Genomic DNA, 17,016 nt, shown 5'->3' with positions numbered 1-17,016 from the left:
GGGCAAAGGCGCGTTTGCACCGTGCCCACCATCTTTCCTCCTCGCAATTGGCACGTGGGCACGCTTCGCTTTGCCCACCCTACGGGTTCTGATCTCATCACGGCTAATCTGCGTTTCGCGGTATCAGGCCAGATGACAGGCCACGAAGTGCCCGCCCGCTCCCTCCTTCAGCACCGGCGCGCTTTCCGCGCAGCGCGGCTGGGCGATCGGGCAGCGGGTGTGGAAGTGGCAGCCCGACGGCGGCTTCATCGGACTCGGCACGTCGCCCTTGAGGCGGATGCGCTCGCGCTTGAGTTTTGGATCGGGCACCGGCACCGCCGACAACAGCGCCCTGGTATAGGGATGCTGCGGGTTGCGGTAGAGATCGCTCGCTTTCGCCAGTTCGACGATGCGGCCGAGATACATCACCGCGACACGGTCGGAGATGTGCTCGACCACCGAGAGGTCGTGCGCGACGAAGAGATAGGTGAGGTTCAGCTCGGCCTGGAGGTCTTCCAGGAGATTGATGACCTGGGCCTGGATCGACACGTCGAGCGCCGAGACCGGCTCGTCGCAGACGATCAGCTTCGGCTCGACCGCGAGCGCCCGCGCAATCACGATGCGCTGGCGCTGGCCGCCGGAGAATTCGTGCGGATAGCGCCGCATGTGTTCGGCCTTGAGCCCCACCTTGACGAGCAGGCTAGCGACGCGCTCGTCGCGCTCCTTTGCCGAGGACCCGAGCTTGTGGATGATCAGCGCCTCGCCCAGGATCGCACCGACCGTCATGCGCGGATTGAGCGAGGCGAACGGGTCCTGGAACACCAGCTGCATGTTCCGCCGCATCGCGCGCAGATCATTGCCGCTGAGCTGGCGCACGTCCTGGCCGTCGAAAGTGACCTCGCCGTCGGTCGGCTCGATCAGGCGCAGCACGCAGCGTCCCGTGGTCGACTTGCCGCAGCCGGATTCGCCGACGAGACCGAGCGTCTCGCCGCGGTTGACCGAGAACGACACGCCGTCGACCGCGTAGACCGTGCCGACCTGGCGCGACAGCAGGCCGCCGAGCACGGGGAAATGTTTCTTCAGGCCGCTGACGCGGAGCAAGGGTTCGCTCATGACGCGGCTCCCAGGTTCGGATCGCCGAGATGACAGGCCATGCGATGACCGGGCGCGATCTCGCGCAGCAGCGGCTCCTTCTCGGTGCAGACGTTCATGGCGAACTTGCAGCGCGGCGCGAAGCGGCAGCCGACCGGCGGATTGATCAGGATCGGCACCGAGCCGCCAATCGCCTCGAGCCGCGTCTTGTGCTCGCTGTCGAGATCGATGCGCGGGATCGAGCGGATCAGTCCTTGCGTATAGGGATGGCCGGGATTGCCGAAGAGATCGTCGACGAGCGCTTCCTCGACCACCTTGCCGGCATACATCACGACGACGCGCTGCGCGGTTTCGGCGACGACGCCCATGGCGTGGGTGATCAGCATCACCGCCATGCCGAAGCGCTCCTTCATGTCCTGCAAGAGGTCGAGGATCTGCGCCTGGATGGTGACGTCGAGCGCGGTGGTGGGCTCGTCGGCGATGATCAGCTTCGGCTTGCAGGCCAGCGCCATCGCGATCATCACGCGCTGGCGCATGCCGCCGGAGAACTGGTGCGGATAATTGTGCACGCGGCCTTCGGCGTTGGGGATCTGCACCAGCTTCAGCATCTCGATGGTGCGATCGAGCGCCTGCTTTCTGGTAACGGCCTCGTGGCGGCGCAGGCTCTCGGCGATCTGCTCGCCGATGGTCAGGACCGGATTGAGCGAGGTCATCGGCTCCTGGAAGATGAAGCCGATTTCCTTGGCACGGATCTCGTCGAGCTGGTTGCTGGTCAGCGGCACCAGATCGCGCCCCTCGAAGATGATCTGACCGGCCGCGATCCGGCCCGGCGGCATTGCGATCAGCTTCAGGATCGACATCGCGGTCACGGTCTTGCCACAGCCGGATTCGCCGACGACGCAGAGCGTCTCGCCCCGGTTGATGGTGATGTCGACGCCGTCGACGGCCTGGAGGATGCCGTCGTCGGTGGAGAAGTGGGTTTTCAGGCCCTTGATCTCGAGCAGCGGCGCCATCAGATCACCCGTCGCGCATCGAGCGCGTCACGCAGACCGTCGCCGATGAAGTTGATGGCCACCACCGCGATGAAGATCGCGCCGCCGGGAAACAGGGCCCAGTGCGGACCGATGTCGAGAAAGTCCTTGGCGTCATACAGCAGCCGGCCCCAGGTCGGGGTATCAGGCGGGAAGCCGAGGCCGAGGAAGGACAGCGTCGATTCCGCGATGATCGCGGCGGCAACATCAATGGTGCCGGCGATGATCACCGGGCCGAGCGCATTGGGAAGGATATGCCGCAACACCTGCCGCACCGGGCTGGCGCCGAGCGCCCGTGCTGCCTCGACGAACTCCTTCTCGCGGATCGACAGGAACTGGGCGCGCACGAGCCGCGCCACCGGCATCCAGCGCAGGCCGCCGATCACGAGCACGATCAGGATGAAGATGCCGCCCTCAGGGCCGAACACCTGCTTCAGCCCGTCGCGGAACAGATAGATCAGCAGCAGCAGCAGCGGCAGCTGCGGCAGCGACAGGAAGAGGTCGGTGAGCCACATCAGGCCGTGCCCGAGCGCACCGCGCGACATTCCGGCGAGCGCGCCGATCAGTGTGCCGATGAAGACCGAGACCAGCATCGCGGCGAGGCCGACCGCGAGCGAGATGCGGCCGCCATAGATCATGCGCGCCAGAATGTCCTGACCGAGATCGTCGGTGCCGAAGGGATGGGCGAACGATGGGCCTTGCATGCCCGCGACGATGTCGATCTCGTTGATCTTGATGCGCCACACGAACGGCCCGGCCACGACGGCAAGCACCAGAATGAGGAGCAGGAAAGCGCTGACGACGGCGAGCTTGTGGCGGCTGTAGCGCCGCCACGTCTCGCGCCAGGGCGAGTAGACGCGCCGCTCAGCGGAGGGAGATGCGAGGGTCAAGCCAGCCATAAAGCACGTCCGCGATGAGATTGAACAGCACGACCAGGCACGCGAAGACGAAGGTCACGGCCATCACCACCGGCGTGTCGTTGGAGAGGATAGAGGAGATCAGCAGCGAGCCGATGCCGGGGATGCGGAATATCTGCTCGGTGACGATGGCGCCGCCGAACACGGCGGGCATCTGCAACGCGATCAGCGTCACCACCGGGATCATGGCGTTGCGCATGACGTGCTTGACGATGACCTTGGCCTGCCCGAGCCCCTTGGCGCGGGCGGTGGTGACGTAGTCGAGCCGGATCACATCCAGCATCGCCGAACGTACGAAGCGCGTCATCGACGCCGCCTGGAACAGACCGAGCACCGCCACCGGCATGATCGCCTGGCGGATCATCTCCAGCACCCAATGGATGCCGGTCGCCTTGATGTCGGTGGTATAGACGAACGGCAGCCAGTCCAGCGTGACCGAGAAGATCAGGATGAACAGGATGCCGGTGAAGAAGGTCGGCAGCGAGAAGCCCACGAAGGCGAGCGTGTTGGCGATCTGGTCGAACAGCGAATACGGCTTCGTCGCGGCATAGACGCCGACCGGGATCGCGATCAGCAGGGCCAGGATCTGCGCCGAGCCGATCACGTAGAGCGTGGCCGGCAGGCGCTGCAGGATGAGCGTGTCGACGTTCATCCGGCTGACGAAGGAGAAGCCCCAGTCGCCGTGCAGCATGGCATTGAGCCAGTGCAGGTAGCGGAGGTGGATCGGATCGTCGAGGCCGAACTTGGCCCGAAGTGCGGCCTGCACCTCGGGCGGCACGTTCGGGTTCGTTGCCAGTTCGGAGAACGGATCGCCGGGGGCGAGCGCAAGCACGACGAACAGCACGATCGAGATTCCGAGCAGGCTCGGAATCGCGATCAGCAGACGACGCAGGACGTATTGACTCATAGGGAAATATCCCGCTTACGCCCGCGCGATTACGCCTCCCGGTACCAGTCGAACAGGTTGTCGGTTTCGTTGGCCCAGCCGCTGACAATACAGACGAGGTTGTTGGCCGCGGCCTCCACTTTGAGGCGATGCTGCACGGGGATGAACACGACCTCCTGGATCAACAGGTCGTTGGCCTTGATGTAGAGCGCGGCGCGCTTGATTGGATCCATTTCGCTTTCCGCCGCTGCGATGATCGCATCATAGTCCTTGTTGACCCAGCGCGGATAATTCGTGCCCTGCCACTTGTTTTCCTTGGTTGCCACCCTGTCCGACGTATAGCGGCGCATGTGCTGCGACGGATCCGGCTGGCTCATGGGGATCTGGAACATCTCCAAGTCCGCATAGAACTTCGGATAGGTGTCGGGATTGCCGACGTCCGAGGAGAAGAACACCGAGGCGACGACTGATTTGAGTTCGACCTCGATGCCGGCCTTCTGGCAGGCCTGCTTGACGATCGCCTGGGTCTTCTGGCGCGGGCCGTTGGTCGAGGTCTGGTACAGCAGCTTCAGCTTCTTGCCGTCCTTCTCGCGGATGCCGTCTGCACCAGGCTTCCAGCCGGCGTCATCGAGGAGTTTCGCAGCCTTCTCGATGTTGAATTCCCAGGTGTTGTTCTTGGAGACGAACTTCTCCGGACCGTTGAGGAAATTGGCGGTGGTGCGGCCGGCGCGGCCGTAGATCGCCTTCTTGACCGACTCGCGATCGACCAGCATCGTCAGCGCCTTGCGCACGGCCGGATCGGAGAACAGCGGATGCTTGGTCTTCATCGAGGAACGCTCGCCGTCGACCTCGGTATTGGGATCAGTGAAGTTGAGCGCGATGAACTCGGTGTCGCCGCCCACGGCGTAGATGGCCTTGCCCTTGCCGCCCTTCTCCAGGCGCAGGAGCACATCGTCTTCGACCTGGATGTTGTAGCCGAAATCGTATTCGCCGGTCTGGATCACCGCGCGCGCCGCCGAAACGGCGTCGCCGCCACCCTTCATTTCGAGCGTGTCGAAGTAGGGGCGGTTCGGCATGTGATAATCAGGATTGATCACACCGCGCACGAGATCGCCGGGCTTGAATTCCACGAATTTGTAGGGGCCGGTGCCGATTGGTGACAGGTTGTTCGGCGCCTCGCGTGATTTGGCGCCTTTGTAATCCGCAAAAAGATGCTTGGGGATGATGGTATTGGGGGCGCCGACGAAAGCATCGGCCCAGAAGGGGGTCGGCTTGTTGAAAAGGACGCGCACCGTGAGATCATCGATCTTTTCGACCTTGATGTCGCGGTAGGTGCCGATGGTGACCGCTGCGGTCGCGGGATCACTGGCATATTCCCAGTTGAACACGACGTCGTCGGCGGAGAACGGCTTGCCGTCGTGCCATTTGACACCGGGCTTCAGCTTCCACGTCACCGATTTGCCGTCGGCGGCGAGCAGGCCGTTCTGGATCGACGGGATTTCCGCCGCCAGTACCAGCTTCATGTTGCCGTCGGGATCCCAGGAGGCGAGCGGTTCGTAGAACAGGCGCGAGCCGTCCTGGTCCTTGGTGCCGGTTGCGAAATGCGGATTGAGCAGGGTCGGGCCCTGCCACCACAACAGCTTCAGCGCACCGCCGCCGCCGCGCTTGGTCGGCTTGTAGATCGAGGGGCCCTCGGCCATGGCGACGCCGCCGAGCGCGAGGATCTGATTGGCGAGGGGAGCGGTGAGACCGACCGCGGCCATGCGCTTGATGAAGCCGCGGCGATCCATCCGCCCGTCCTTCACCTCGCCGATCATCGAACGCAGTTCTTTATCCAGCATGGTTGTCCCCCGTCTGGTTCCCATCGTGATGAAGACGGCCGTCAGAGGTGGCCGCCCAATTAGCTGGCAGTAGATGGCACACCGAATGGGGGGCGCGTCAACTGGGACCGTATGTATGCAAACGGTCTTCTGGCTGCCTGTTGGGCAAAACCGCGTTCTGCAGCCCATCCGTTCGGCAATCCAGCATCAAAACATGCTGGATTGCACGCTGCACTGCGAAAAATTTGTTCGCCGGATCAGACGAAGTATCGAGGCGAAATTCTACGCGACGGACATGTCGAGCGGCGGCTCGACGTGATCCGGCAGCGGACAGACGTAAGGTGTCCTGGTCGTCCGCTTCTTGAGGTCGGCCTTGGCCGCCTTGATCAGTTCCGGATCCGCCAGCGCCTTGATGCCGAGACCGGCCATCGCCTTGGCCGCCTGCACCATGGCCTTGTGCGCATGTGGACTCTTGCCCTGCGCCACCACCTGCCAAGTGTGGAACGGCGTGCCGATTGCAACTGTTGGTGCGTGAACCTGCACTGTCGGCACCACCCAGCTGACGTCGCCGACATCGGTCGAACCGACCAGCGGGTTGCGCTTGGCATCGAGCGGCACCAGGAAGTCGGCCAGCGGCCGATCGGTCGGCTCCATGCCGATCGCGTAATAGACCGACGCGATGTCCCTGTCGCTCAGCGTCGCGCGAATCTGGCCGGCAAAGCTCTTGTCAGCGTCATCGAAATGCGGCGGTCCGAGCTCTTCCATGACCCGGTGCAGCGCCTGCTCCAGCGGCGTGTTCGGCAGGATGTTGGAGACCGCGGAGATGATCTTCATCTCCACCTTGGTTTCCGTCATCAGCGCCGCGCCCTCTGCGATCTTGCTCACGCGCCCGACCAGCTCGTTCATGCCGGGAAGATCGCGCGCACGGATCGAATAGCGCACCCGCGCATGGGCCTGAACCACGTTGGGTGCGATCCCGCCGGTATCGAGCAGCGCGTAGTGCACGCGCGCGTCGCTCGGCATGTGCTCGCGCATGTAGTTCACGCCGACATTCATCAACTCCACCGCGTCGAGCGCGGAACGGCCGAGATGCGGCGAGGCCGCGGCATGCGAGGTGCGGCCGGTGAAGATGAAGTCCGCGCGCGTGTTGGCGAGCGACGGCGTCACCGCGACCTCCCAGAAGCTGTGCGGATGCCAGGTGATCGCGATGTCGGCGTCCTCGAACGCGCCGGAGCGAACCATGAAGGCCTTTGCCGCGCCGCCCTCTTCAGCCGGGCAGCCATAATAGCGCACGCGGCCGGGCACCTTGTTCTCGGCCAGCCAGTCCTTCACCGCGGTCGCGGCGAGCAGCGCAGCGGAACCGAGCAGATTGTGACCGCAGCCATGGCCGTGGCCGCCGGCTTCGACCGGACGATGCTCAGCAACGCCGGCTTCCTGGCTGAGGCCGGGCAGCGCGTCATATTCTCCCATGAAGGCGATGACCGGACCGCCCTCACCCCACTCGCCCATCACCGCGGTCGGAATGCCGGCGACCTTCTCGGTGATGCGGAAACCCTGATGACGCAGCTCGGCGAGATGCTCGGCAGCGGACCGCGCCTCGGTGTAGCACACCTCGGGCATGCCCCAGACCCTGTCGCTGAGGTCGATGAAACGCGCCTTGATCGTGTCGACGCCACGCCAGATGTCGCTGCGGTTATCCATGCTTCGATCCGTGATCCCTTGGTCAAACGAAGCGGCAATGGTTAGCAGCTTCACCGCACGGCGCCTAGCACCTCGCCGGACACCAGCCATGCGGCGCGTGCCGAATCGAGAGGCTCCCGCCGCCTACGCGCGAGGCGTTTCCGTGCCTTTCGAAGATTTCACGCGGCGTTCCCATGAATAGTTGGGAACGAGGCTTTCAAGACGGCCTCCCCCGGCCTAAATTATCCGTGCTTCGCGCCTCGCTCTGCAGCAATCTCGGAGCGATGCACTCAGCCAGGAGAGCTCCATGACCACCCTGACCGAATGGAGAGTGCCGCCGGCGAATCAGCCGCGTGCGAGCGACTACGGTTTCGATCTCGACCGCGCGCTCGCATCCGTCGTCGGCCTGCACGCCATCATCCCGCCGGACGCCTTCAGCGCCGAGACGCTGGGCACCGAACGCGCCGGCAACGGCGTCGTGATCGACGACGGGCTGGTGCTCACGATAGGGTATCTCATCACTGAGGCGGAGTCGGTCTGGCTGCATCGCGCCGACGGACGCGTGGTGGAGGGTCATGCGCTCGGCTTCGATTCCGAGACCGGCTTCGGGCTGGTGCAGGCGCTCGGCCAGCTCGACGTCGAGCCGCTGCCGCTCGGCTCGTCGGCGGCAACCCGGATCGGCGACCGCGTCATCGTCGGCGGCGCTGGCGGCCGCACGCGCTCGGTCGCAAGCCAGATCGTAGCCAAGCAGGAATTCGCCGGCTATTGGGAATATCTGCTGGACGAAGCCGTCTTCACCTATCCCGCACATCCGAACTGGGGCGGCACCGCGCTGCTCAACGAGCGCGGCGAGTTGATCGGCATCGGCTCGCTTCAGCTGGAGCGCGAACGCGACGGCAAGGCCGAGCATGTCAACATGATCGTGCCGATCGACCTGTTGAAGCCGATCCTGGAGGACTTGCGCAGGTTCGGCCGCGTCAACAAGCCGGCGCGGCCCTGGCTCGGGCTCTACTCGACCGAGATCGACAACCGCCTGGTGGTGATCGGGATCTCCGCCAACGGTCCGGCCGCGCGCGCCGAGATCAAGACCGGCGACGTCATCCTCGCCGTCGACGGCGACAAGGTCACGAGCCAGTCCGCCTTTTACAAGAAGATGTGGGCGCTCGGCGCCGCCGGTGTCGACGTGCCTCTGACCGTGCACCACGAAGGCGTCACCTTCGACGTCACGGTGGCCTCGACCGATCGCTTCAAGCTGTTGAAGGCGCCGAAGCTGCACTGACTCTCCGCTGAAGGAAGCCGCGATGAGCGAGGCCGTGATCGACGACATCGTGGCCGTGCTGCCGCCGCTGCTCAATGCGCTGGAAGCGCTCGGCTTCTTCGCCCGGCATCTGCACCCGCCGGCCTTTGCCTCCGTCATGAACAAGATCGGCACGCCGGACGCGGCGCTGCAGGCGGCACGCGCTGCGACCGGGGATTGGCCCGAGCAGTTCGCCGGCTTGCGCGCGCGACTGGATCGCGCCTGCGACGAGACGCTCGCCGCCTTTGCCGGCATCCGTGAGGTCGAACACGGCCATGGCGATCTCGTCGCGGTATTCCGCGCGCTGCGCCACCTGCCGCGCGCGCAGGAGGCGCTCTATCCGCTGGCGATGCAGTTTCCACCGGTCAGCAATTTCTTCCTCAACGCTGCCAATCGCGACAATGCCGACCTGTTGTCGCGGCTCGAAGGCGGCACGGGCGAGCACGCCGGCATCTTCCACGATCACAACGAACCCGGCAGTCGCGGCGGCTTCTCGGTCTATGTGCCCGAATATTACACGCCCGATCGCGCCCTGCCGTTGGTGATGGCTTTGCATGGCGGCAGCGGCAACGGACGCGGCTTTCTGTGGAGCTGGCTGCGCGATGCGCGCAGTCTTGGCGCGATCCTGGTGGCGCCGACCGCGACCGGCCCGACCTGGGCGCTGATGGGCGATGATGCCGATACGCCCAATCTCATCCGCATCCTCGAGACTGTACGCAGCCGCTGGGCCGTCGATGCTTCGCGCATGCTGCTGACCGGCATGAGCGACGGCGGCACCTTCTGTTATGTGAGCGGGCTCGACGGCGCTTCGCCGTTCACTCATCTCGCACCGGTCTCGGCAACCTTCCATCCGCTGATGGCGGAGATGGCGGACGCCACGCGCCTTCGAGGCCTGCCGATCTTCATCACCCACGGCAAGCTCGACTGGATGTTTCCCGTGCAGACCGCGCGCCAGACGCAGGCAGCGCTCGCAGCCGCCGGCGCTGATGTCACCTATCGCGAGATCGATGACCTCAGCCACACCTACCCGCGCGAGATCAACGCGGAGCTGATGCAGTGGCTGAATGCAGGATGAACGCCCCGTCCTTGTCCGCGCCGCACTGCCGGGGAACCATCATATCGGGCCAACGTTATTGCCTGTCACCGGAGGTTTCGCCATGCAGACTTTTTTCGGAATGATCCTGGGCGCGCTGCTGCTCGCGGGTAGCGTCTATGTCTATGACTCGATGCAGACGTCCTCGGTCGCCAATGGCGAGGTCGCGATCACCAATCGCACCATCGTGAACTGGGACGTGGCGAAAGCGGATTGGGATGCGTTGCGCGATCGCGCCCATAAGGACTGGGTCCGGATCTCGTCGAAGTAACCGACGCTCCATCATGAACAAGGCGCCGTCGCGGATCCGCGGCGGCGCCTTTGTGTTGGCTGCGATCAACGCCGCGCGTCAGTTCATCTTGGCCTTGCGGGCATCGGCAATGACCTGCTCGAACTCGGCCATGCTGAGCACGCCCGGCACGCGGTACTTGCCGACGATGAAAGACGGGGTGCCGTTGAAGCCGAAGGCTTCGGCCTGCTCGTTGTTGCGCTTGAGGAGCGCATCGATGTCGCTGCCACGGCCGGCAAGATCGCGCTTCAGCCGGTCGATGTCGACGCCGGCCGCGGCCAGCAGCTCGTTGATGCGCGGCTCGGTCAGGCGCGAGCTGACGCCCATCATCGCGTCATGGGCCTGGTGATACTTGTCCTGGAATTTTGCCGCGAGCGCGGCGCGGGCCGCAGTGACCGAGACCGGCCCGAGGATCGGCCAATCCTTCATCACCAGCCGCACCTTGCCGTCGTCCTGGACGACCTGGCGCAGCTCGGGCTCGAGCTTGCGGCAATAGGGGCAATTGTAATCGGACCATTCGACGATGGTGACGTTGCCATTGGGATTGCCGGCGACGGGCGTGTCGGGATCACGAAGCACCTTGGCTTCGGTCAGCACCTCGTCATCACCCGCGGCTGCCAGTGCCGAGGTGATGCGGCCTGCCGCGAGGGCGCCCGCCCCGATCAGCGTCAGCGCCGCGCGCCGCGTTGGCACAAAGCCCTTATTCCCAGATCCAGCCATATCTCGTCCCGTTTCGGTCCCATCTTCCCGAATACGGTTCGGGACCGGGAATTGTTACTGGTCATATAGAGTGTCGCGGCGGTGATGTCATCGCACCAGCAGCGTGACCGCCAGGGGGACCAGGAACGAGGTCACCAAGACGTTCAGGCTCATGGCGATACCGGAAAAGACGCCGGCGATCTCGTCGACCTGGAAGGCGCGCGCGGTCCCGATGCCATGGGCGGCAAGGCCGGCCGCAAATCCGCGCGCCCGGTAATCGGTAACGCCGGTGCGGTTCATCAGCGGTGTCACGATGATGGCGCCCATGATGCCGGTGAGGATCACCGCCACCGCCGCCAGCGAGGGATCGGCATGCAGGGATTCGGCGATGCCCATGGCAACGCCGGCGGTGACCGATTTCGGCGCCAGCGACAGCACCACGTCGCGGGGAAGGCCGGCGAGCTCCGCCAACAGCACCACCGACACCACGGCCGTGACCGAGCCCGCAACCAGCGCCACCAGCATCGGGACGATGGAGGCGACCACACGCTTGCGGTTCTCGTACAGCGGCACGGCGAGTGCGACGGTCGCAGGCCCGAGCAGGAAATGCACGAACTGCGCGCCGGCAAAATAGGTCGTGTAGGACGTGCCGGTCAGCAGCAGGAACGCGCCGATGATCCACATCGCATGCAGCACGGGATTGGCCAGCGGATGGCGCCGCGTCGCCAGCGAGACCGCGTCGGTGGCCGCATAGACCAGCAGCGTCACGGTCAGCCAGAGCAGCGGCGACTGCGAGAGGTAGACCCAAAGCGAGAATGGATTGTCGCTCATCGCGCATCCTGTTGCTTCAACAGGCGGCTGACCAGTCGAAAGGCCAGCACGGTCGCGAGCAGCGTGACGACCACGGAGAGCGCGAGCACCAGAACGATGGCGATGCCGTGGGACGCAAGCAGATCGAGCTTCTGCACCACGCCGACGCCCGCCGGCACGAACAGCAGCGAGAGATGGGCCAGCAGACCCTTGCTTGCCGTCTCCACGCCGTCGTTGCCCAGCGGCCCGCGCGCGATCAACGCAACGCGGTCGCGCACGAGAAGCAGGACCAGGAGCAGCAACAGGCCGAGCACGGGGCCCGGCAACGGCAGGCCGAGGCCGCGCACGACGGCTTCGCCGATCAATTGGCACAGCAGGATGAGGCCGAGACTCGCGAGCATGACCGTCGCATGAAGGGATGGGCCGGCAGGCTTGTCAATCGCCGCTATGCGCCGGACGTGCCCGGCGCGGGCGACGTTGCCATGCGCGGAAGCATCGCCATCAACGTCCCGGTCATCGTGGCGATCAGCGTGATCTTGCCCTCATGCTCGGCAAACGCCCTGGCCTCGCAGAAGGTCAGCGTGCGGCCGGGCTTGACGACCTCGGCCTTGAAGACGAAGCGCTCGCCCCGCGCCGGGGCAAGCAGCGTGGTCTTGAATTCGACGGTGAGGATGTCCGCCTCGCGCGGCATCAGGGTGAAGGCGGCAACGCCGCAGGCATTGTCCAGTCCGGCGGTGATGATGCCGGCATGGATAAAACCGTTCTGCTGGGTGAATTCAGGCGAATGCAGCATCGCCAGCTCGACCTCGCCCGGTCCAAGGCGGACGATCACGATGCCGAGCGTACGCATCGCCGGCTGGCCATCGAACATGGCGACGGCCGCCGCCCGATAGCCCGGATTCTTCGGCTCGTACGCAGCCATGGCTCAGAGCTCGGCCGGCTCGGCGAGATGGCTCAAGGCGATCTCGCGGACGGCATCCGCGAACGGCGCCGATTTGCGCTGGCTTCGGTCCATGTGCACACCCGTGATCTCGCAAGTTGCGGCGATCTCGCCGGTCTCGGCGTTCGCCATGTCGTGCCGGAAGCGGATCGACCTGTCGCGGACCTCGAGCAGATGGCTGCGGATCTCGACGATGTCGCCGGCGAGCAGCTCGCGCCTGTACGTGATGTTCTGCTGGACGGCGGCCATGCCTCGGCCGGAGGACCGTAAGTAGCTCGGCGTCAGCCCGAGGCGGGCGAACAGATTCCAGTTGGCCTCGTCGAACTTGCCGACATACCACATGATGTTCATGTGGCCGACGTGATCGCACTGCCACGGATAGACCGTGCCGCGATAGGTTGCCTCCTGCTCCATCGCCATTTTCTTCCGCCCTGGTTTGTCTTTCGATCTTGATACGGTAGCGTATCAAGTCCGGGAAGGGTTAGCAATACGGCACCGTATCAAGAGTCGGTGAGGCTTCCTTCATGAGCGACGGCAAGGGCGATGTCTGGGTCGAGGCGGGGTTTACCGAGCTCGCCCGCTCGGGGGTCGGGGGCGTCAGGGTCGAGGTGCTCGCCAAGAATCTCGGCGTCACCAAAGGCGGTTTCTACCGCCGCTTCGCCGACCGCGCCGCGCTGCTCGATGCCATGCTGCAACGCTGGCGGGAGGGGCGCTCAGCGTCGATCGCGCAGCAGACGCGCCTCGACGGCGAGGCACCCCGCGAACGACTGAAGGCGGTGATCCAGCTCTATTCGGAGCGGCTCAATCCGGAAGCCATGGCGATCGAGCTCGCGATCCGCCAATGGGCCCGCTCGGACGAGAACGCCGCGGCGGCGGTGGCGGACGTCGACGCCGCGCGGCTCAAGCACGTGGCCGAGCTCTATCGCGCCACCGGGCTTGCGGCCGAGGAGGCCGACGCTCAGGCCTTCCTGTTCTATTGCTTCATCTTCGGCCAGAGCCTCTTGTTCGTCGAGCGCGGCCCGCGCAAACGGTCGCAACTGGTGGCGAAGTCGGCCGAGAAGCTGTTGGACTAGACAAAAAGGCCGGAGCGTTGCCCCGGCCTTCGCATTAGTTTGGAGCTCAGGCGGCGCCCTTCAGCTTCTTGGTGCATTCGCTGTAATAGCCGCCGCCCTTCTGGATCCACTTCAAGCCGCCATTGCCGTTGGTGGTCTTGTTGGCGTTGTACTGGTCGACGCAGGTGTGCATGCGCGCCTTGCCGGGGGTCTCCTTGGCGTATTTCGGATCGACCGCGTTCGGATAGATCGCGGGTCCGGCCGGCAGGGTCGGTGCGGCGGCGGGGGCCGCCTCCTTCTTCGCCTGTTTCGGCTCGGCGGGAGCGGCCGGAGCGGCGGGCGCAGCAGCGGTCGGCGCAGCGGCCGGCGTCGCATCCGCGCCGCACTGGGCCTTGCGGAAGTCATTCCACTTCATGGTGCCGAGCGAGCCGTCCTTCTTGGCCGCCTGGTATTTTGCGCTGCACTCCTGCGAGGTCAGCGCCTGCGCTGGCGCCGCCAACGCCGCAAATCCCGACAGTGCAATTGCGCACAGCCATTTTGATTGAATGGTCATTCTAGGTCTCCTCCTTGATCTTCTCCCGACGGGGAAGCGAAATAACAATTGCTATCCTAGCGTGCCGGCCATTTGCGACAAGAAAGCGACGGCGCCTGCCGCCAAAATATAGTGAGCACCTTGTCCGGATTATTCATGTCGCGTTCAGCAATGCGAGCCGACGTTCGCAACCCCATGCAATTCTCGCAAGATGAGTGCAACACCATGACCCTCGCCTCTCGCCTCGCCGCCGTCGCCCTCGCCTCCCTGCTCGCCACCGGCGCTACCTTCGCGCAGACCGCCGCGCCGGCCGCCAAGACCGACACTGCTGCCACCACCGACAAGAAGGCAACGAAGGAGCGCACGGCCGAGTCGATCGAATGCTCCAAGCAGGCGGACGCCAAGGGGCTGAAGGGCAAGGAGCGCAAGAAATTCCGCCGGGAGTGCAAGAAGGAAGCGAAGGCCGGCACCGCCGCGCCCGCCGCCCCTGCCGCCGACAAGAAGTAATCCCGGCGCGATCCTCCGCACGCGTCAGGGAGAGGCGCACGCATTGCGGCATGACGAGCCTGCAATTGTGCGTCTCTCGCTGATTTGCGATAAGGTGGCGTGAAGCAAACCGCCGCCTCCCTACCGTTCGAATGGCCGAGCCGTGCCAGGCTCTTGAGCACGGCGGAGACGCTCGTCATCGGCACCGCCGGAGGCCTGGTGTTTCTCCTCGCCGGCCTTCCCGGCGGGCTGATCTCGGGCGCGATGATCGCGGTCGGGATTGCTGCCATCGCCGGCCGCCAATTGTCGCTGCCGCCGCTGCTGACCCAGACCGTGCTGGTGCTGCTCGGCATTTCGCTGGGCTCGGTGGTCTCGCGCCATCTGCTGCAGCAGGTCAGTGCCTATCCCCTCACCATCGGCCTGCTTGCGCTCGCGACCTTCTGCTCGACCTTCGGCTCCAGCTATTACCTCCAGCGCGTCCATGGCTGGGACCGCACCTCGGCCTTCCTCGCCGGCAGCCCCGGCGCGCTGTCGCAGATCACGATTCTGGCCGTCGAACGCGGCGCCGACCTGCCGGGCATCGCGGTGGTGCAGACCATGCGCGTCATCATCCTCACCGCAGCGCTGCCGATGGTGCTCGCGATTGCCGGCGTGGCCCCCTCCGCCGCGCCGTCGCTGACGACGACGATTGCCTCGCCGCTCGACCTCGTGGAGCTGGTCGCGGCTTCGCTGGCCATGGCGCTGTTGCTGCGGCTGATCAGGTTTCCGGCGAGCTGGATGTTCGGCGCCATGATCGCCTCCAGCGTGCTGCATGGCGCCGGCTGGGTCGAGGGCGGCCTGCCGAACTGGGTGCGCGGCGTGGCGCTGGTCGGGATCGGCGCATTGATCGGCAGCCGTTTCGCGCGGATGCGGATCAAGACGCTCGCCGGCCACATCAATGCAGCGCTGGGCTCGTTCGCGGTCGCGATCGCCGTCTCTGCCATTTTCGTCGGCATCGTCGCGCTCACCACGCAGGTCAAGTTCTCCGACGTCGTCGTCGCCTTCGCGCCGGGCGCGATGGATGCCATGCTGGCGCTGGCGCTGACGTTGCACATCGACCCGATCTTCGTCGGCGCCCATCATTTGTCGCGTTTCGTGTTCGTGACGATCGCAACGCCAGGCATCGTGCATCTGTTCGGGCGCACGCAAGACGATGTGGATGATTGATCGAGTGCGACTCGCGTCGCGAACTCCGCTCTCGTAGGGTGGACAAAGGCGCATGAGCGCCGTGCCCACCATGAGGATCAACGCTTCGCCGTCCGCACAAATCCCCACGCGGCGATCGCGGCCATCAGCAGCGAGATCAACACGTTGTAGCCGGCGAGCGAGAGGCCGAGAAAGCGCCACTGCACCTCGTCGCAACGCACCACCTTCACGGTGTCGAGCCTTGAAAAAAGATCGCCGGCATTGCCGAGGTTGACGACGGGACCGGTGCAGTCGGTCGGCCCTTTCCAGACCCCCCATTCGACCCCGGAGTGATAGGTGCCGAGGCCGGCATTGGCGAGCGTCGCCAGCGCAATGATCGCGAGCCCCGCCAACAGCAGCGGCCGCGGCGCGCCGCTTCGCGCCGCAAAAGCCGTGAGCGCACCAAGGGGAATCGCGAGGTAATAGGCGTAGCGCTGCTCGAGGCAGAGCGGACAGGGCAGGATCTCCAGCACGAGCTGGAAGAACCAGGCGCCCGCGATGGTCACGGCCGCGATCAGCGTGACGAGCAGCGAAGCCGTCAGCGCGGGACCGCCGGCAGCCGGCTTGAACGCAGGTATCGCGGCACTCTGGGTCGTCACGGCAGCCTCTTTCCGGTGGGTCGCGTCCTTAGGCTCTAGCCCCGGTCCATGCGGCTGTCGAGAACGGCGGACATCACTTTGGCGCGGGTTGACCCCGCTTTGTCCATGGCTATAGTCCGCCGGCTTCGCGACGCTCCCTTCAGGGGCCGACCGAGGGCCCCTGTGGCGGAACTGGTAGACGCGCTCGACTCAAAATCGAGTTCCGCAAGGAGTGCTGGTTCGATTCCGGCCAGGGGCACCATTCCAACGCTAACGATCGCCGGGCGCCCGCGAGATACTTGCTGCGACATCAGGCCGGTTCTTCTCCAGCCAGGCCATAGCCTCCGAACCATCGACGACACACTCGAAGGTTTCCCAGGTTGGGTCCTCCAGCGATTCTGATTGCAGGCGCTGCGCGGCATACTCAACGAGGTCATGCAAGCGCGCATATCCTGGTCGGCCCTCGAGGGATTCCGCGATCGCGGCGCTGGACCAGCCTTGTCGGGCCAACTCGACAATGCTTGGCGCGCCAGCCGCACTGAACCATGGTGTGGCATCGAACTCGAGGCAGAGGACGTTGTCGGCGGTATGGCAGGTCGCGTGAATCATTG

20 protein-coding genes and 1 tRNA gene are annotated in these 17,016 nt (G+C 65.1%); 7 read left to right on the top strand and 14 right to left on the bottom strand.

The annotated features are described in order from the left end of the window. Positions 1 to 123 precede the first annotated feature (123 nt). From UNPA324_RS26320 to UNPA324_RS26295, 6 genes are all read right to left on the bottom strand, one after another. On the bottom strand, positions 124 to 1,092 hold the full coding sequence (locus UNPA324_RS26320) for an ABC transporter ATP-binding protein (RefSeq protein ID WP_128920408.1): 969 nt from the start codon (positions 1,090 to 1,092) through the stop codon (positions 124 to 126). Continuing rightward, positions 1,089 to 2,084 (bottom strand): ABC transporter ATP-binding protein, encoded by a 996-nt coding sequence (locus tag UNPA324_RS26315; protein WP_128920407.1) that lies wholly within the window; start codon positions 2,082 to 2,084, stop codon positions 1,089 to 1,091. Before UNPA324_RS26315 ends, UNPA324_RS26320 begins: the two co-directional genes overlap by 4 nt. After that, positions 2,084 to 3,001, bottom strand: coding sequence for an ABC transporter permease (locus tag UNPA324_RS26310; RefSeq protein ID WP_128920406.1), 918 nt, complete (start codon positions 2,999 to 3,001; stop codon positions 2,084 to 2,086). The genes UNPA324_RS26315 and UNPA324_RS26310 overlap by 1 nt, the downstream gene beginning before the upstream one ends. Continuing rightward, entirely contained in the window at positions 2,967 to 3,926 is a 960-nt protein-coding gene (locus UNPA324_RS26305) for an ABC transporter permease (protein WP_128920405.1), read from the bottom strand. Before UNPA324_RS26305 ends, UNPA324_RS26310 begins: the two co-directional genes overlap by 35 nt. A 29-nt stretch (positions 3,927 to 3,955) precedes the next feature. Then, on the bottom strand, positions 3,956 to 5,746 hold the full coding sequence (locus UNPA324_RS26300) for a peptide ABC transporter substrate-binding protein (RefSeq protein ID WP_141936677.1): 1,791 nt from the start codon (positions 5,744 to 5,746) through the stop codon (positions 3,956 to 3,958). A gap of 261 nt (positions 5,747 to 6,007) precedes the next feature. After that, positions 6,008 to 7,426, bottom strand: a complete 1,419-nt coding sequence (locus UNPA324_RS26295) for a M20 family metallopeptidase (protein ID WP_164936386.1) — start codon at positions 7,424 to 7,426, stop codon at positions 6,008 to 6,010. Positions 7,427 to 7,712: 286 nt separating this feature from the next. Here UNPA324_RS26295 and UNPA324_RS26290 point away from each other — a divergent pair, with 286 nt between their 5' ends. From UNPA324_RS26290 to UNPA324_RS26280, 3 genes are all read left to right on the top strand, one after another. Then, on the top strand, positions 7,713 to 8,684 hold the full coding sequence (locus UNPA324_RS26290; RefSeq protein WP_128920402.1) for a S1C family serine protease: 972 nt from the start codon (positions 7,713 to 7,715) through the stop codon (positions 8,682 to 8,684). A 22-nt stretch (positions 8,685 to 8,706) separates the two neighbouring features. Then, on the top strand, positions 8,707 to 9,777 hold the full coding sequence (locus UNPA324_RS26285; protein ID WP_128920401.1) for an alpha/beta hydrolase: 1,071 nt from the start codon (positions 8,707 to 8,709) through the stop codon (positions 9,775 to 9,777). Between the two features lie 82 nt (positions 9,778 to 9,859). Further along, the gene (locus tag UNPA324_RS26280; RefSeq protein ID WP_128920400.1) at positions 9,860 to 10,066 is read left to right on the top strand and encodes a hypothetical protein; all 207 of its coding nucleotides are present in this window, start codon (positions 9,860 to 9,862) and stop codon (positions 10,064 to 10,066) included. Positions 10,067 to 10,144: 78 nt separating this feature from the next. On the opposite strand, the gene UNPA324_RS26275 is transcribed toward UNPA324_RS26280, so the two are convergent. The 5 genes from UNPA324_RS26275 to UNPA324_RS26255 form a co-directional block, all read right to left on the bottom strand. After that, a complete protein-coding gene (locus tag UNPA324_RS26275) occupies positions 10,145 to 10,804 on the bottom strand; it encodes a DsbA family protein (RefSeq protein ID WP_128920399.1) in 660 nt (219 codons plus the stop codon). Positions 10,805 to 10,891: 87 nt separating this feature from the next. Beyond that, positions 10,892 to 11,614 carry an LrgB family protein gene (locus tag UNPA324_RS26270; protein ID WP_141936675.1) on the bottom strand — a complete coding sequence of 241 codons (723 nt, stop codon included), beginning with the start codon at positions 11,612 to 11,614 and terminating at the stop codon, positions 10,892 to 10,894. Then, positions 11,611 to 11,994: a CidA/LrgA family protein gene (locus tag UNPA324_RS26265; protein WP_128920397.1), complete on the bottom strand. Its 384-nt coding sequence runs from the start codon at positions 11,992 to 11,994 to the stop codon at positions 11,611 to 11,613. Before UNPA324_RS26265 ends, UNPA324_RS26270 begins: the two co-directional genes overlap by 4 nt. Positions 11,995 to 12,038: 44 nt before the next feature. After that, positions 12,039 to 12,515 (bottom strand): PaaI family thioesterase, encoded by a 477-nt coding sequence (locus tag UNPA324_RS26260; RefSeq protein WP_128920396.1) that lies wholly within the window; start codon positions 12,513 to 12,515, stop codon positions 12,039 to 12,041. A gap of 3 nt (positions 12,516 to 12,518) precedes the next feature. Continuing rightward, positions 12,519 to 12,947: an acyl-CoA thioesterase gene (locus UNPA324_RS26255; protein WP_128920395.1), complete on the bottom strand. Its 429-nt coding sequence runs from the start codon at positions 12,945 to 12,947 to the stop codon at positions 12,519 to 12,521. 110 nt (positions 12,948 to 13,057) lie between these two features. Between UNPA324_RS26255 and UNPA324_RS26250 the strand changes: the two genes are divergently transcribed. Further along, positions 13,058 to 13,606, top strand: a complete 549-nt coding sequence (locus tag UNPA324_RS26250) for a TetR/AcrR family transcriptional regulator (RefSeq protein WP_128920394.1) — start codon at positions 13,058 to 13,060, stop codon at positions 13,604 to 13,606. Positions 13,607 to 13,652: 46 nt separating this feature from the next. Here the strand turns inward: UNPA324_RS26250 and UNPA324_RS26245 are convergent, their stop codons facing one another. Further along, entirely contained in the window at positions 13,653 to 14,138 is a 486-nt protein-coding gene (locus UNPA324_RS26245; RefSeq protein WP_141936673.1) for a hypothetical protein, read from the bottom strand. A 204-nt stretch (positions 14,139 to 14,342) separates the two neighbouring features. On the opposite strand from UNPA324_RS26245, the gene UNPA324_RS26240 reads away from it, so the two are divergent. Both UNPA324_RS26240 and UNPA324_RS26235 read left to right on the top strand, forming a co-directional pair. After that, entirely contained in the window at positions 14,343 to 14,624 is a 282-nt protein-coding gene (locus tag UNPA324_RS26240) for a PsiF family protein (RefSeq protein WP_128920392.1), read from the top strand. Between the two features lie 99 nt (positions 14,625 to 14,723). Continuing rightward, on the top strand, positions 14,724 to 15,809 hold the full coding sequence (locus UNPA324_RS26235) for an AbrB family transcriptional regulator (RefSeq protein ID WP_128920391.1): 1,086 nt from the start codon (positions 14,724 to 14,726) through the stop codon (positions 15,807 to 15,809). 77 nt (positions 15,810 to 15,886) lie between these two features. Here the strand turns inward: UNPA324_RS26235 and UNPA324_RS26230 are convergent, their stop codons facing one another. Then, positions 15,887 to 16,426, bottom strand: a complete 540-nt coding sequence (locus tag UNPA324_RS26230; RefSeq protein ID WP_141936671.1) for a disulfide bond formation protein B — start codon at positions 16,424 to 16,426, stop codon at positions 15,887 to 15,889. Between the two features lie 156 nt (positions 16,427 to 16,582). Between UNPA324_RS26230 and UNPA324_RS26225 the strand changes: the two genes are divergently transcribed. After that, positions 16,583 to 16,667, top strand: a tRNA-Leu gene (locus tag UNPA324_RS26225). 8 nt (positions 16,668 to 16,675) lie between these two features. Here UNPA324_RS26225 and UNPA324_RS26220 read toward each other — a convergent pair. After that, positions 16,676 to 17,014, bottom strand: coding sequence for a hypothetical protein (locus UNPA324_RS26220; RefSeq protein WP_128920389.1), 339 nt, complete (start codon positions 17,012 to 17,014; stop codon positions 16,676 to 16,678). Positions 17,015 to 17,016: the final 2 nt, after the last annotated feature.

Source organism: Bradyrhizobium sp. UNPA324 (assembly GCF_006658635.1).
Taxonomy (GTDB): domain Bacteria; phylum Pseudomonadota; class Alphaproteobacteria; order Rhizobiales; family Xanthobacteraceae; genus Bradyrhizobium; species Bradyrhizobium nanningense.
The sequence above is the reverse complement of the archived record's forward strand: the minus strand, read 5'-3'. Positions and strand labels throughout refer to the sequence as shown.